This is a genomic window from Streptomyces griseobrunneus (genome assembly GCF_046713465.1).
GTDB lineage: Bacteria > Actinomycetota > Actinomycetes > Streptomycetales > Streptomycetaceae > Streptomyces > Streptomyces microflavus.
The window spans coordinates 4924348-4938196 of the sequence record NZ_CP177080.1 but is presented as its reverse complement, the minus strand read 5'-3'; the positions used below and the strand labels follow the sequence as shown (position 1 = coordinate 4938196).

The following is a 13849-nucleotide window of genomic DNA, read 5'->3' as shown; positions in this document are numbered from 1 at the left end:
CCCGCGGCGGTACGGGGTAGTCGTTACGCCATACCGCAACAGGGCGGTAACCACTGGGAGGTACGCGTCATGCCCATCGCCACACTCGGCGCCGTCGTGCTCGACTGCCCCGACCCCGTCGCACTCGCCGGCTTCTACGCCGCCGTGCTCGGCGGCACCGTCGAGAGCGACGAGGACAGCCGCTGGGTCGACCTCACCGGCGCCCCGGGCACGCCCCTCGCGTTCCAGGCCGCCCCCGGTTTCGCACCGCCGCGGTGGCCCCGGTCCGACGGCTCCCAGCAGTTCCATCTGGACCTGACCGTGGAGGATCTGGACGCGGCGGAGCGGGAGGTGCTGGCGCTGGGGGCCCGGCCGCTGGACACGGAGGACCGGACTCGGGCCTTCCGGGTCTATGCCGATCCCGCCGGGCACCCGTTCTGTCTCTGCGCCTGCTAGACCGACGGGCCCGAAAGCGTGGTGATCGAGCGTCCGGTGGACAGGCTGGAACCATGGACGACTCCCCCGGCTTGATCACCACCCCCCTCACCGACGGCCTCGTGCGCGGCGCGCTCGACCTGGAGCGCACGGCGCGCGGCGGTCTCCTCCCGCACCGGCTGCCCGCCCGCGCCCGGGCGCAGTTCGGCGGTGACGAGCAGGTGGCCCAGGCGGAGACCCAGCCCTCCGGCGTACGGGTGGTGTTCCGCAGCCGTGCCACCGCCGTCGAGCTGGACGTCCTGCGCACGGTCGTCGGCTACCGGGGTGTCCCGCCCCGCCCGGACGGCGCGTACGACCTGCACGTCGACGGGGAGCCGGCCGGGCGGGCCACGGCGAGCGGGGGTGATCTGGTGACGGTGGACCTGAGCGACGGGTCCCAGGAGACGGTTCCCGGCCCCGTCGGCACCGTCCGGTTCGACGGGCTGCCCGGGCGGGAGAAGGCCGTCGAGATCTGGCTGCCGTACACCGAGACCACCGAGCTGATGGCCCTGCGCACCGATGCCCCCGTCGCCGCGGCGGAGCCCGGTGGGCGGCGGGTGTGGCTGCACCACGGCAGTTCGATCAGCCAGGGGTCCGCCGCCGACAGCTCCGCCACCGCCTGGCCCGCCCTGGCCGCCGCCGCGGGAGGCGTGGAGCTGGTCAACCTGGGGCTGGGCGGCAGCGCCCTGCTCGATCCGTTCACCGCGCGCGCCCTGCGGGACACCCCCGCCGACCTGATCAGCGTCAAGATCGGCATCAATCTCGTCAACCGCGACCTGATGCGGCTGCGCGCCTTCGGCCCGGCCGTGCACGGGTTCCTCGACACCATCCGCGAGGGGCACCCCGCCACGCCCCTGCTGGTGGTCTCGCCCATCCTCTGCCCCGCCCAGGAGGACACCCCAGGACCGGCCGCCCCGGACATCGAGGACGGGCAGGTGGAGTTCACGGCCCTGGGGGACCCGTCGGAGGCGGCTCTGGGGAAGCTGACCCTGCGGGTCGTACGGGAGGAGCTCGCCCGGATCGTGGAGCAGCGGGCGGCCGGGGATCCGGAGTTGTACTACCTGGACGGCCTCGCGCTGTACGGCGAGGCCGACTCCGCCGAGCTGCCGCTGCCCGACCGGCTCCACCCGGACGGCGCCGCCCACCGCCGCATGGGCGAGCGCTTCGGGGCGCTCGCCTTCGGTCCGGGGGGACCGTTCGCCGCCGCCCCGGACACTCCCGGCCCGCAGGAGCGGATCTAGCGGATCCGCCGCCCGTCCAGCTCCGTGATCGTCGCGTGGGACGGGCCGCGTCCTCTCTGCTCGTCGCGGGCGACGGCTTCCGCGTCACGCAGCACCCGTACCGCGTTCTGCCAGGTCAGCTTGGCGAGGTCGCCCTCCGACCAGTTGCGCCGCAGCAGCTCGGCGATCAGGTTCGGGTAGCCGGAGACGTCCTCCAGGCCGTTCGGGGTGAACGCCGTGCCGTCGTAGTCGCCGCCGATGCCGATGTGGTCGACGCCCGCCACCGCGCGCATGTGGTCGAGGTGGTCGGCGATGGTCGCGACGGTGGCCTGGGGGCGGGGGTTGGCCGCCTCGAAGTCCTCGTGGATGCGCATCGCCTGCGGGGTGGTGTCCAGGTGGTGCAGGCCGTGCTCGCGCATGTTGCGGTCGGCGGCCAGCGTCCACGCGACGGCGGCGGGCAGCACGAACTTCGGGACGAACGTCGCCATCGCGACCCCGCCGTTGGCCGGGAGCGCCGCCAGTACGTCGTCGGGGATGTTGCGCGGGTGGTCGCAGACGGCGCGGGCCGAGGAGTGCGAGAAGATCACCGGCGCGGTGCTGGTGGCGATCGCGTCGCGCATGACGCCGTCCGCCACGTGCGAGAGGTCGACCAGCATGCCGATGCGGTTCATCTCCCGGACGACCTCGTGGCCGAAGGCGGAGAGGCCGCCGAGGCGGCGCAGGTCCGTCGCGCTGTCGGCCCAGTCGATGTTGTCGTTGTGGGTGAGCGTCAGGTAGCGGACGCCCAGCTCGTGCAGGGCACGCAGGGTGCCCAGCGAGTTGTTGATGGAGTGGCCGCCCTCGGCGCCCATCAGGGAGGCGATGCGCCCCTCGGCGCGGGCCTTCTCCAGGTCGTCGGCGGTGAGCGCGCGCCGCAGGTGGGTGGGGTAGCGGGCGATCAGCTCGGCGACGATGTCGATCTGTTCCAGCGTGGCGCTGACCGCCGCGTCGCCGGTCAGGTCGGTGCGCACGTAGACGGACCAGAACTGGCCGCCGACCCCGCCGGCCCGCAGCCGGGCCAGGTCGGTGTGGAGCAGGCCGCGCTGGTCGGCGGCGATGTCCCGGGCGTCCAGGTCGTAGCCGACCTGCTCGCGCAGGGCCCAGGGGAGGTCGTTGTGGCCGTCGACGATCGGGTGGGCGGCCAGAAGCTCGTGCGCGCGGGCGAGGTGGTCCACGGGGCCCTACTTTCCGAAGCCGAAGGAGTCGGAGCCCTGGACCTTGGACCGCAGGCGCTTGCCCTTCTCGGTGGCCTGGGCGTTCAGCTCCGAGAGGAACTCGCCCATCCGCTCCTGGAGGGCGGGGTCGCTCGCGGCCAGGATCCGGGCGGCGAGCAGGCCCGCGTTGCGCGCGCCGCCGACCGAGACGGTGGCGACGGGGACCCCGGCGGGCATCTGGACGATGGAGAGCAGGCTGTCCATGCCGTCCAGGTACTTCAGCGGCACCGGCACGCCGATGACCGGCAGCGGGGTGACCGAGGCCAGCATCCCGGGCAGGTGGGCGGCCCCGCCCGCGCCCGCGATGATCGCCTTCAGGCCGCGGCCCGCCGCGTCCTCGCCGTACGCGATCATCTCGCGCGGCATGCGGTGGGCGGAGACGACGTCGACCTCGTACGGGATCTCGAACTCGTCGAGCGCCTTGGCGGCCGCCTCCATGACGGGCCAGTCGGAGTCGGAGCCCATCACGATGCCGATCACGGGTGCGGAGGGGGAAGTCATTCGGTGATCGTTCCTCGCAGGTAGTCGGCCGCGTGCCGGGCGCGCTCCCGCACGTCCGCCAGGTCGTCGCCGTAGGTGTTGACGTGACCGACCTTGCGGCCGGGCTTCACGTCCTTGCCGTACATGTGGATCTTGAGCTGCGGGTCGCGGGCCATGCAGTGCAGATACGCCTGGTACATGTCCGGGTAGTCGCCGCCCAGGACGTTGCACATGACCGTCCAGGGGGCGCGCGGGCGCGGGTCGCCGAGGGGGAGGTCGAGGACCGCCCGCACATGGTTGGCGAACTGGGAGGTGATCGCGCCGTCCTGGGTCCAGTGGCCCGAGTTGTGCGGGCGCATCGCCAGCTCGTTGACCAGGATGCGTCCGTCACGCGTCTCGAACAGCTCGACCGCCAGGTGGCCGACGACACCGAGCTCGGCGGCGATACGGAGCGCGAGCTGCTGGGCCTCGCCGGCCAGCCGCTCGTCCAGCTCCGGGGCCGGGGCGATCACCGTGTCGCAGACCCCGTCGACCTGGATGGACTCCACGACCGGGTAGGCGACGGCCTGGCCGTGCGGCGAGCGGACGATGTTGGCCGCCAGCTCCCGTACGAAGTCGACCTTCTCCTCCGCGAGGACCGGAACGCCGGCGCGGAACGGGTCGGCCGCGTCCGCCTCGGAGCGGACCACCCACACGCCCTTGCCGTCGTACCCGCCGCGCACGGTCTTGAGGATGACGGGGAAGCCCCCGGCCTCCTCGGCGAACGCGGCGGCGTCGGCCGGGTCGCTCACGATGCGGTTACGGGGGCAGGGGGCGCCGATCTCCAGCAGCTTGGCGCGCATCACCCCCTTGTCCTGCGCGTGCACCAGGGCATCGGGGCCGGGGCGCACGGGGATGCCGTCCGCCTCCAGGGCCCGCAGGTGCTCGGTCGGCACGTGCTCGTGGTCGAAGGTGATCACGTCGCAGCCGCGCGCGAAGGCGCGCAGCGTCTCCAGGTCGCGATAGTCGCCGATGACGACCTCGCTGACCACCTGGGCCGCCGAGTCCTGGGGCGTGTCACTGAGAAGCTTGAATTTCAGGCCGAGGGGGATACCCGCCTCGTGGGTCATACGGGCGAGCTGACCGCCGCCGACCATGCCGACTACCGGGAACGTCACGCCTCCAGGGTATCGGGCGCGCCGGGGCGCCCGGGACGCCGTCCGGGGGCCTCCCCCGGACGGCGTCCCGGGCATCACCGGGGCGTCACACGGGAGGGCTGGTTAGCATGGCGGAGTTGACGGAACCGTCGACGCCATCGGACGGACGGACTGAGCGATCACCATGAGCGAACGGGGCGCACTGCGGACCCGGCTTGATCTGCTGGCCCGGGAGGTCGCCAAGTTCGGCGCGGTCGGCGCGATGGGCCTGCTGGTCAACATGGGGGCCTTCAACCTGATCCGGCACACCACGGAGCTCCCCGTGGTCCGGGCGAGCCTGCTGGCGACGTTCGTCGCGGTCCTCTTCAACTACGTGGGCTACCGCTACTGGACCTACCGGGACCGCGACAAGACCGGCCGGACCCGGGAGCTGACCCTGTTCCTGCTGTTCAGCGCGGTGGGCGCGGTGATCGAGACCGGGGTGCTCTACCTGGCGACGTACGGCTTCGACTGGAACACCCCGGTCCAGAGCAATGTCTTCAAGATCGTCGGCATCGGGATCGCCACCCTCTTCCGCTTCTGGTCCTACCGGACCTGGGTCTTCAAGACCCTCCCCGACAAGGCCCTCCCTTCCGAGGAGGCCGCACTCCCCGCGGAACGGTTTCTGGAGCAGCGGCGGCCGACGGAGACCATAGAGCCCGACCGCGTACGGAACTGATCCCGCCGGGTTTCCCGGTCAGTACGGAACTGATCCCGCCGGGTTCCCCGGTCAGTACGGAACTGATCCCGCCGGGTTCCCCGGTCACCGCACCGGGCGTTCCGGGTCCTTGCGGTCGAGCGGGATGCGGCTGAGGAAGAGTGCGAAGACCGCAGGGTGCTGCTGGAGCAGTTCCAGTCGGCCGCCGTCCGCCTCCGCGAGGTCCCGGGCGACGGCAAGGCCGATCCCGGTGGAGTTGCGGCCGCTGATCGTCCGCTCGAAGATCCGCGCCCCCAGCTCGGCCGGGACGCCGGGGCCCTCGTCGGTGACCTCGATGACGACCTGGTTGCCGGTGACGCGGGTACGCAGGGCGACCGTGCCGCCACCGTGCATCAGGGAGTTCTCGATCAGCGCCGCCAGGACCTGGGCGACCGCGCCCGGGGTGCCGACCGCCCGCAGACCGTGCTTGCCCGAGCAGACCAGCGCGCGGCCCGTGGAGCGGTAGGCGGGGCGCCACTCCTCGATCTGCTGCTTGATGACCTCGTCCAGGTCGAAGACGACGGCGGAGCCGGTCCGCGGGTCCCGGGAGTTGGTGAGCAGCCGCTCGACGACGTCGGTGAGGCGCTCGACCTGGGTGAGGGCGATGTTCGCCTCCTCCTTCACCGTCTCCGGGTCGTCGGTCACCGAGATCTCCTCGATCCGCATGGAGAGCGCGGTGAGCGGCGTACGCAGCTGGTGCGAGGCGTCCGCGGCGAGGCGCCGCTCGGCGGTCAGCATCCGGGCGATCCTCTCGGCGGAGGAGTCCAGGACGTCGGCGACCCGGTCCAGCTCGGGCACCCCGTACCGCTTGTGGCGCGGTCGGGGGTCACCGGAGCCGAGGCGTTCGGCGGTCTCGGCGAGGTCGGTGAGGGGGGAGGCCAGCCGGTTGGCCTGGCGTACGGCGAGGAGCACCGCCGAGATGATCGCGAGCAGCGCCACCGCCCCGATGATCAGGAGCGTGCGCCCGACCTCGCGGGTGACGGCCGAGCGGGACTCCTCGACGGTGACCTTCTCGCCCTGCTCACCGGTCTCCGTGGCGCGCAGGACGCTGCCGGTGGGGCGTTCGCCGACGGCGATGGGGGCCCGGCCGGGGATCTCGATCAGCGCGAACCGGTTGGGGTCGATCTGCTCGGACAGCACCCCGGAGTTGATCACCTCGTCGCCCAGCAGCCGGCTGTCGACCACGCTGATCAGCCGCAGCGCCTCGGATTCGACGCTCTCCTGGGCGCTGGCGCTGATGGTGCGCGTCTCCACGATGACCAGGGAGACACCGAAGACGGCGATCACCACGAGCACCACGGCGAGCGTGGAGTTGATCAGGCGGCGGCGCATGGCCGCCGGTTCTTCCGCTGTCCGGCTTCAGGGCGCATAAGGGCTTCGTACGTCAGCTCTTCTCGAACCGGAAGCCGACGCCCCGGACCGTGGCGATGTAGCGCGGATTGGCCGCGTCGTCGCCGAGCTTCTTGCGGAGCCAGGAGATGTGCATGTCCAGCGTCTTGGTGGAGGACCACCAGGTGGTGTCCCAGACCTCGCGCATCAGCTGGTCGCGGGTGACGACCCGGCCCGCGTCCCGGACGAGGACCCGCAGCAGGTCGAACTCCTTGGCGGTGAGCTGGAGCTCCTCCTCGCCCATCCAGGCCCGGTGCGACTCGACATCGATCCGGACGCCGTGGGTGGCGGGCTGCGCGGCGGGCTCGGAGGCGCCGCGGCGGAGCAGGGCGCGGACCCGGGCGAGGAGTTCGGCGAGGCGGAAGGGCTTGGTGACGTAGTCGTCGGCCCCGGCGTCCAGGCCCACCACCGTGTCCACCTCGTCGGCGCGGGCCGTCAGCACCAGGATCGGCACGGTGTGGCCGTCGGCACGGAGGCGGCGGGCGACTTCCAGGCCGTCCATCCCGGGCAGCCCCAGATCGAGGACCACGAGGTCGATGCCGCCCTGGAGTCCGGCGTCGAGTGCTGTCGGGCCGTCCTGGCGGACCTCGACCTCGTAGCCCTCCCGACGCAGTGCGCGGGCCAGTGGCTCCGAGATGGACGCGTCGTCCTCGGCGAGCAGTACACGGGTCATGGACTGATGGTAGTCCGGCCGGGGCGTACGGAGTGAGGCCCTCGCCAGCGCCTGCGGGTCAGCGTCGAAATCCAGACATGGACCTTTGAATATGGGAGCGTGGTTCCACTATCACCTGTGATCCATGTCTCAAGTCCTTTCATATGCCGCTGTGTCGTGTCGTATGGTGCCTCGACGCCTGTTGCACTACAGAAGGACCTTTGGGCCGCCATGAGCGCCAAGGGTCTCTTCTGTGTGTTGGGCCGGTTCATCCCGGCCCGCTTTGAGTGAATGACCTGTGAGCCGGGCCCGGAGCGTGCGAACGCGCACCGGGTGTGGATCCCGACGCGGTACTTCCCCGCCCCGCCGCCGAACGCTCCGCCCGGAGCCCGGCCCCGGGGCGAGTCCCCCTCAGGCGTGGGGATGGGGTGCGGCCGCGCCGGTGCCGGCTACCCCCCACCGGGCGCGCACCGCTCACGAGGCGAGCGCGTCCCGACCAGCAAGGATCGACCATGGCGTCCAGCCTGACGAAGGACTCGGCCAGTTCCGGCGAGAAGACCTTCTTCGGCCACCCCCGCGGCCTGGCCACACTCTTCATGACGGAGATGTGGGAGCGCTTCAGCTACTACGGCATGAGGGCACTGCTCCCGCTCTACCTGATCGCGCCCGGCGGGCTCGACATGAAACCCGCCACGGCTACCGCGATCTACTCGGTCTACCTGTCGCTGGTGTACCTGCTCGCCATGCCCGGCGGCTGGTTCGGCGACCGGGTCTGGGGCCCGCGCAAGACCGTCGCCATCGCCGGCGGGGTCATCATGCTCGGCCACCTGACCCTGGCACTGCCCTCCGAGGGCACGTTCTTCGCCGGCCTGGGCCTCGTGGCCATCGGCTCGGGCCTGCTGAAGTCCAACATCTCGACGATGGTCGGCCACCTCTACGACGGCCCGGAGGACCCGCGCCGCGACGGTGGCTTCACCATCTTCTACATGGGCATCAACATGGGCGCCTTCGCCGCGCCCCTGGTGATCGGCACCATCGGTGAGAACGTCAACTGGCACCTCGGCTTCGCCCTCGCGGCGGTCGGCATGGGCCTCGGCGTGGTCCAGTTCCTGGTCGGCACCCGCCACCTGAACGAGCGCAGCCTCATCGTCCCGAAGCCCCTGTCCAAGGACGAGCGCGCCGCCACCCTGCGCAAGTCGATGATCTGGCTGGGCATCGCGGCCGTCTTCTACATCGGTACGGTCGTCACCGGCGTCTACACGCTGAACTGGCTGCTGGTCCCGATCACCATCGCGGGTCTCGTCATTCCGGTGATGGTCCTGACGCGCATCAAGCGCGACAAGGAGCTCAGCGAGGCCGAGCAGTCGAAGATGTCCGGCTACATCTGGTTCTTCGTGGCCGCCGCCATCTTCTGGATGATCTACGACCAGGGCGGCTCGACGCTGGCGATCTTCGCCGAGTCCTCGGCCGAGAACAGCGTCTTCGGCTGGGACTTCCCGGTCTCCTGGTACCAGTCGGTCAACCCGGTCCTGATCATGGCGCTCGCTCCGGTCTTCGCCACCTTCTGGCTGGCGCTGAACCGGCGCGGCAAGGAGCCGAGCACGATCGTCAAGTTCAGCTCCGGTCTCGTGCTGGTCGGCGCCTCGTTCTTCGTCTTCCTGATGCCGCTGACCATCGCGGGTGACGGCCACAAGGCCGCCGCGATGTGGCTGGTCGCGATCTACTTCATCCAGACCGTCGCCGAGCTGACGCTCTCCCCGGTCGGCCTGTCGGTCACGACGAAGATGGCTCCGGCGAAGTACGCGAGCCAGATGATGGGTGTCTGGTTCCTCGCCGTCACCGCCGGTGACTGCACGACCGGTCTGCTCTCCCTTGCCGGTGTGGAGCTCAACGGCACCGGGGTGGTCGCCGCGGAGGCGACGCTCGCCGTGGCCGCCGGTATCGCGATCTTCATGTACCGCGGCAAGGTCAAGAAGCTCATGGGCGAGGTCCGCTGACACCGCCCGCCCGGCAGTAGACGTACGGCGAAGGGCCGCCGCACCGGAACTCTCCGGTGCGGCGGCCCTTCGCCGTACGGTGGCCACGGCTCAGCGCGTGGAGCGCAGCCTCCGCCACGGGGTGAAGGTGAACACCGCGCCGCCCAGCAGGATCGCCGTGCCCGCGACCAGGCCGAGCGCGCGCAGGGCGCCGTCGCTCCCGGCGCCGGTGGCCGCCAGGCCGCCGCCCGAGTCCGTACCGCCGCCGGACGCGGCCGCTCCGCCCGAGCCCGCGCTGCCACCGGAGCCCGAGCCACCGGACGCACCGCCCGGCTGCGCGGAGGTGTCCAGCTCCAGGGAGACCGCGACACCGGCGGGCGGGGTGCAGGTCGTCGTCGTACCGGCGGCCATCACCGTCAGGACACCCGGGCTGAGCGTGGACTTCCCGCTCGCGCCCGGCTTGTACGTGCCGGTGAGGTCCGGGATCTCGATCGGGGCGCCGGTCTTGATGACCTCCTTGTTCAGCGGGCCCTCGACCTTGACCGTGCCCTTGTCCGCCCCGCCGAGCTTGACGTCCATGGACGGCTTGACCTGCTCGGCCGGGATGTCGATCGGGCTGTCCATCACGGACGCGCTGAACGTGACGGTGAGGTCGTACGCGCCGCCGTTCTTCTTGGCGCTGATCCTGACCGGGGAGGTGGCGTTCTTGTCGCCGATGGGGGTCTTGCAGGCGTAGGCGACGGACACCTCCTTGCCGGGGAAGTCGGTCTCACCACCGCTGCCGCCTGTGCTGCCGCCGGAGTCACTGCCTCCGGATGTGGTGCCGCCGGTGGTCGTGCCACCCGTGGTAGTGGCACCTCCGTCGGTCGTGCCTCCGGTGGTCGCGCCTCCGGTGGTCGCGCCCCCGTCGGTCGTGCCTCCTGAGTCGGTGCCACCGGTCGTCGTACCGCCGGAGTCAGTCCCTCCGGATGTGGTGCCGCCGGTGCTGGAGCCCTCCGCCGTCACCTTGATCGTGGCGCCCGGCTGCACCGCCTCCTTCGGGGCGCACTTGGTGTCCGTGGAGATCGGCTTGGAGACGTTGATGTTGTACGCGCCCGGGGTCAGCGTGATCTCCCCCGCCGCCTCCAGCTTCAGCTTGGCCGTCATGTCGGGCAGCAGCATGGGGCTGTTCTTGGGGATGGGCGGGTTCTGCCGGGGGCCCTCCAGCTTCAGCTCGCCGCTCGCCGCGCCGCCCAGCGTGATCGTGCCGGTCGGCTTCACCGTGTCCTTGCCCAGGTCCAGCACGTCCGGGTTCTTGGACGCGGCCTCGACCGTCTTCCAGACGACCTCGATCTCGTCGCCGACCTTCGCCTCGGCCGGCGCGGTCAGCTGCACCTTCGTGGTGCCCTGGACCGGGGGCAGTCCCGAAATGGGCGGCGGAACGCACTCCGTCGCGTAACTGACCTCGGCGGCCTGGGCCGGGCTCGCGGCCAGCACGATGCCCGCGCCGCCGAGCATCAGGGCGATTCCGGCCGCACTCATCCTCCGTTGCGTTCTCACACGTGTCCCTTCGTCGTGGGTGGGGGTCGGTTCTCCGACGGTGCGGAACGCCGGTTCTTCGACGGTGCGGAGTCCTGGGTGAACCACGGCAGCGTGGCCGGGGCGGTGTCCGTGCCCGGGTGCGCGGGCGCGTTCATGGCGGGCGCCCGCGTGCGGTGCGCGTGGCGTGCCACCGTTCCGGCGGGGCGCGGGCGGACCTTGTCCACGACGGCCATGCCGATACGGAAGACGGCGGCCGGGACGACCAGGCAGAGCAGCACCCAGAAGAGCGTCACGCCCCACGGGCGGCCCACCCCCCACGGCTGTTCGGCCAGCACCTTCGTCCCGTACCGCAGGGAGACCTGGTAGTCGCCGTGCGCTCCGGCGGACAGTTCGACCGGCAGCTCGATCCGCGCCTTGTCCCCGGGCGCGACCGTGCCGCGCCACTGGCGTTCCTCCCACTGCGGGGCGTAGACGCCGTGCGCGGTGCCGATCTCGAAGACGGGGTCCTCCACCGGCTCCGTACCGAGGTTGCCGACGGTGAAGACCAGCTGCCGGGCGGGCGGCGCGCCGAACCAGGTGAGCAGTGAACTCCCGCCCTCCAGCCGGGTGGTGGCCAGCACCGCCAGCCGCCCCTCTTCGCTCCGGGGCGGCAGCGGGGCGGTGGCGTGGCCCGCCACCATGAACACTGCGTCCGCCAGGTCCTGTTCACCGGTCACCGTGGCCACGTGCACCACGCAGGGGCAGGGCTCCGGCGGCTCGGCCACCGGCAGCTTCTTGCTGAAGGCGCCCTTCTTGTCGGTGGTGACGGCCCTGCCGTCGGCGTTGGCGCAGGAGTTGGTACCGCCGATCACGCCCCGCTCCGGGGTGGACCGGCCGCAGATCAGCAGCATCAGCAGCGCCTCGGAGCGCCAGCCGGTGCCCTTGACGGTGATCTCACCGCCCTTGCCCGCCTCCTTCTTGGAGAGCATGACGGAGGGGTCCCCCTCGGCCGCCGACGCGGGTGTGGCGGCGCCCGGGGCGGCCAGGGAGGACAGGGCCAGCAGAACGGAGAGGAGGAGCAGGAGAGTTGCCGGCGCCGTGCGCCGAGCGGGTCGGCCTCCGGGGTGCTGCGTCACGATTCCGCTCCCGCCGTCTCCAAGGGCCTGGACTCCCTGTCCGGTTGGCCGTCCGGCCCGGGGGCGGGAGTGGTGGCCGCTGCCGCGCCCGTCCCCGTCCTCCCCCGCCGGATGCGCCGCCGGTACGCCCGCGCGCCGAGCACCGCCAGGACGCCGAGGGCCAACAGCCCGGCTCCGGTGACCGGCGCCACCGGAACGTACGCCGCCGAGGCCGTCGCCTCGTCCCGTGCCCCGCCATCGGCGGTGACCCGCAGCCGTACGGTCACCGAGTCCAGGGCCGGGGCGTCCGGCCAGGGTTCGGTGAGCTCCACCCGGCGGCCGGGGGCCAGCTCCAGGGTCAGCGGCCGGGCCTGCCGGTCCAGCAGCATGCCGAACACTCCCTCCGCGTGCACGGCCAGCCGGGGCCGCAGGGGTGCGTTGCCCCGGTTGACCAGGGCGTACCGGATGGCCCGCCCGGACACCTCGACGTCCTCCACGGTGAGCGCCGCCAGTGTGGGGCCGCCGACCCGGACCCGTACAGGTACACGCCTCTCCTCGCCCCCGCCGACGGTCAGGATCTCCCCCGCGACGCCGCCCGGCACCGCGTCACGCGGCACGGTGAGGGCGAACGGCACGTCGGCGCGGGTCCGGGCCGGCACGGTGACCGTGTCCGCGGCGAACCGGAACCACGGCCCGGCCCGGCCGTCGCCCCGCAGCCGTACGGTGAGCGGGGTGCGGGCGGGATTGGTCACCGAGAGCCGGTCCTGGAGCACCGTCCCGGGGGTGCCCTCCAGGTAGGAGTAAGGCCGGGCGTCCTGCCCGGTGCTCCCGCCCCCCGCGGGCCGGGCGGTCCAGCCCGCCGGGGCCCCGGGGCCGTCGTCAGCCGCCGCCGGGGGTGCGACGAGCAGCGACAGCAGCAGGGCACCGAACAGCACCGCAAGGGCGAACAGCCGGGGCGGGACGAGCGGCCCCGGCGGGGCGAGCGGCCTCCGGCGTACGTACGGGGTCGACTGCGGCATGGGCTGCTCCCTCACGCGGTCCTTCACGCGGTCCTTTACGGCGTTCAGGCCGCGGGCCGCCGGCCCCGCCGGGTCAGCCAGAGCATTCCGGCCGCTCCGGTCAGCAGCACGGTCCCGCCGAGGGTGCCGAGCGCCACCGCCGAGTCGAGCGGCCCTGTCTTCGGCAGTTCGCCGCCGCCGGACGCTCCGCCGGTGCCCGTCGAGCCGCCGGTGGAACCTCCCGTGGAACCGCCGCCGGCCGAACCGCCTGTGGAGCCCCCCGAACCGCCCGAGCCGCCGGCGCCCTCGACGTCGAGTTCCAGGGAGGGGCCGGGGCTGTTCTTGGGCGTACAGGTCGTGGTCGTACCGAGCGCCTTGATGGTGAGCACCCCGGCGGTGAAGGTGACCTTGCCGCTCTTCTTCGGGGCGTACGTCCCCGACAAGTCACTTATCTTGATAGGGGTGTTGGCCGGAATCGCCTCGGCGTTCGCCGGTCCCGAGACCTGGAGCTTCCCCGTCTCCGCGCCGCCCACCTCGATCACGGCGCTCGGGTTCATGGCCCCCTTGCCCAGCTCGACCGGGCTGGAGGAGACGCCCTTCTGGAAGGACATGGTGAGCTTGTAGCCGTTGCCGCTCTTGACGCTCTTGATATCGATGGGCGAGACGGCCCCCTTGGGCCCGATGGGCGTCTCGCACTGGTAGTTGACGTCCACGACCTCGGCGTGGGCGGCGGGCGCGGCCATCAGCACCATCGAGCCCGCCAGCACGGCCGTCAGCGCGAGAGCTGTCCGCTTCTGGTTCGACACCTTGTGTTCCCCTCATGCCGGACGTCGCCGCGCGCCACGATCCGTACGGGCGCAAGTTACTGACGACACATCAGATTTGGCGCTCAAGGTACGCCCGGGGCCTGATGGAGGGAAGACAAAGAGCGCACCGGATCG

The 13849-nt window shown here is 71.9% G+C and carries 13 protein-coding genes; 4 read left to right on the top strand and 9 right to left on the bottom strand.

The features are described from left to right. Nucleotides 1–69 precede the first annotated feature (69 nt). Entirely contained in the window at nucleotides 70–435 is a 366-nt protein-coding gene (locus ACK8N7_RS22550) for a VOC family protein (protein ID WP_403212345.1), read from the top strand. Between the two features lie 53 nt (nucleotides 436–488). Further along, entirely contained in the window at nucleotides 489–1694 is a 1206-nt protein-coding gene (locus ACK8N7_RS22545; protein ID WP_403212347.1) for a GDSL-type esterase/lipase family protein, read from the top strand. Here ACK8N7_RS22545 and ACK8N7_RS22540 read toward each other — a convergent pair. From ACK8N7_RS22540 to ACK8N7_RS22530, 3 genes are read right to left on the bottom strand one after another with little or no spacing between them, the layout of a single operon-like run. Continuing rightward, nucleotides 1691–2887 carry a dipeptidase gene (locus tag ACK8N7_RS22540; protein ID WP_500443910.1) on the bottom strand — a complete coding sequence of 399 codons (1197 nt, stop codon included), beginning with the start codon at nucleotides 2885–2887 and terminating at the stop codon, nucleotides 1691–1693. The genes ACK8N7_RS22545 and ACK8N7_RS22540 overlap by 4 nt on opposite strands. A gap of 6 nt (nucleotides 2888–2893) precedes the next feature. Further along, nucleotides 2894–3427 carry a 5-(carboxyamino)imidazole ribonucleotide mutase gene (purE, locus tag ACK8N7_RS22535; protein ID WP_403212350.1) on the bottom strand — a complete coding sequence of 178 codons (534 nt, stop codon included), beginning with the start codon at nucleotides 3425–3427 and terminating at the stop codon, nucleotides 2894–2896. Continuing rightward, nucleotides 3424–4638, bottom strand: a complete 1215-nt coding sequence (locus ACK8N7_RS22530; protein WP_403212352.1) for a 5-(carboxyamino)imidazole ribonucleotide synthase — start codon at nucleotides 4636–4638, stop codon at nucleotides 3424–3426. Before ACK8N7_RS22530 ends, purE begins: the two co-directional genes overlap by 4 nt. A gap of 88 nt (nucleotides 4639–4726) precedes the next feature. Between ACK8N7_RS22530 and ACK8N7_RS22525 the strand changes: the two genes are divergently transcribed. After that, nucleotides 4727–5260 (top strand): GtrA family protein, encoded by a 534-nt coding sequence (locus ACK8N7_RS22525; protein WP_500443908.1) that lies wholly within the window; start codon nucleotides 4727–4729, stop codon nucleotides 5258–5260. A gap of 84 nt (nucleotides 5261–5344) precedes the next feature. On the opposite strand, the gene ACK8N7_RS22520 is transcribed toward ACK8N7_RS22525, so the two are convergent. Both ACK8N7_RS22520 and ACK8N7_RS22515 read right to left on the bottom strand, forming a co-directional pair. After that, on the bottom strand, nucleotides 5345–6610 hold the full coding sequence (locus ACK8N7_RS22520) for a sensor histidine kinase (RefSeq protein WP_403212356.1): 1266 nt from the start codon (nucleotides 6608–6610) through the stop codon (nucleotides 5345–5347). Nucleotides 6611–6662: 52 nt separating this feature from the next. Further along, a complete protein-coding gene (locus ACK8N7_RS22515; protein WP_327218625.1) occupies nucleotides 6663–7340 on the bottom strand; it encodes a response regulator transcription factor in 678 nt (225 codons plus the stop codon). A 491-nt stretch (nucleotides 7341–7831) separates the two neighbouring features. Here ACK8N7_RS22515 and ACK8N7_RS22510 point away from each other — a divergent pair, with 491 nt between their 5' ends. Beyond that, the gene (locus ACK8N7_RS22510; RefSeq protein ID WP_403212358.1) at nucleotides 7832–9316 is read left to right on the top strand and encodes an oligopeptide:H+ symporter; all 1485 of its coding nucleotides are present in this window, start codon (nucleotides 7832–7834) and stop codon (nucleotides 9314–9316) included. A 90-nt stretch (nucleotides 9317–9406) separates the two neighbouring features. Here the strand turns inward: ACK8N7_RS22510 and ACK8N7_RS22505 are convergent, their stop codons facing one another. From ACK8N7_RS22505 to ACK8N7_RS22490, 4 genes are read right to left on the bottom strand one after another with little or no spacing between them, the layout of a single operon-like run. Further along, a complete protein-coding gene (locus ACK8N7_RS22505) occupies nucleotides 9407–10816 on the bottom strand; it encodes a hypothetical protein (protein ID WP_500443907.1) in 1410 nt (469 codons plus the stop codon). A gap of 14 nt (nucleotides 10817–10830) precedes the next feature. After that, complete coding sequence (locus ACK8N7_RS22500) at nucleotides 10831–11931, bottom strand: hypothetical protein (RefSeq protein ID WP_500443905.1); 1101 nt, start codon at nucleotides 11929–11931, stop codon at nucleotides 10831–10833. Further along, on the bottom strand, nucleotides 11928–12929 hold the full coding sequence (locus tag ACK8N7_RS22495; RefSeq protein WP_500443904.1) for a hypothetical protein: 1002 nt from the start codon (nucleotides 12927–12929) through the stop codon (nucleotides 11928–11930). Before ACK8N7_RS22495 ends, ACK8N7_RS22500 begins: the two co-directional genes overlap by 4 nt. 44 nt (nucleotides 12930–12973) lie before the next feature. Beyond that, entirely contained in the window at nucleotides 12974–13714 is a 741-nt protein-coding gene (locus ACK8N7_RS22490) for a peptidase (RefSeq protein ID WP_500443903.1), read from the bottom strand. Between the last annotated feature and the right edge of the window lie 135 nt (nucleotides 13715–13849).

Excerpts from the sequence above, each read along its gene's own strand:
- ACK8N7_RS22550 (WP_403212345.1), top strand. The coding sequence starts at position 70 with ATGCCCATCGCCACACTCGGCGCCGTCGTGCTCGACTGCCCCGACCCC.
- ACK8N7_RS22545 (WP_403212347.1), top strand. The coding sequence starts at position 489 with ATGGACGACTCCCCCGGCTTGATCACCACCCCCCTCACCGACGGCCTC.
- purE (WP_403212350.1), bottom strand. The coding sequence starts at position 3,427 with ATGACTTCCCCCTCCGCACCCGTGATCGGCATCGTGATGGGCTCCGAC.
- ACK8N7_RS22530 (WP_403212352.1), bottom strand. The coding sequence starts at position 4,638 with ATGCCCGGGACGCCGTCCGGGGGAGGCCCCCGGACGGCGTCCCGGGCG.
- ACK8N7_RS22525 (WP_500443908.1), top strand. The coding sequence starts at position 4,727 with ATGAGCGAACGGGGCGCACTGCGGACCCGGCTTGATCTGCTGGCCCGG.
- ACK8N7_RS22520 (WP_403212356.1), bottom strand. The coding sequence starts at position 6,610 with ATGCGCCGCCGCCTGATCAACTCCACGCTCGCCGTGGTGCTCGTGGTG.
- ACK8N7_RS22515 (WP_327218625.1), bottom strand. The coding sequence starts at position 7,340 with ATGACCCGTGTACTGCTCGCCGAGGACGACGCGTCCATCTCGGAGCCA.
- ACK8N7_RS22510 (WP_403212358.1), top strand. The coding sequence starts at position 7,832 with ATGGCGTCCAGCCTGACGAAGGACTCGGCCAGTTCCGGCGAGAAGACC.
- ACK8N7_RS22505 (WP_500443907.1), bottom strand. The coding sequence starts at position 10,816 with ATGAGTGCGGCCGGAATCGCCCTGATGCTCGGCGGCGCGGGCATCGTG.
- ACK8N7_RS22495 (WP_500443904.1), bottom strand. The coding sequence starts at position 12,929 with ATGCCGCAGTCGACCCCGTACGTACGCCGGAGGCCGCTCGCCCCGCCG.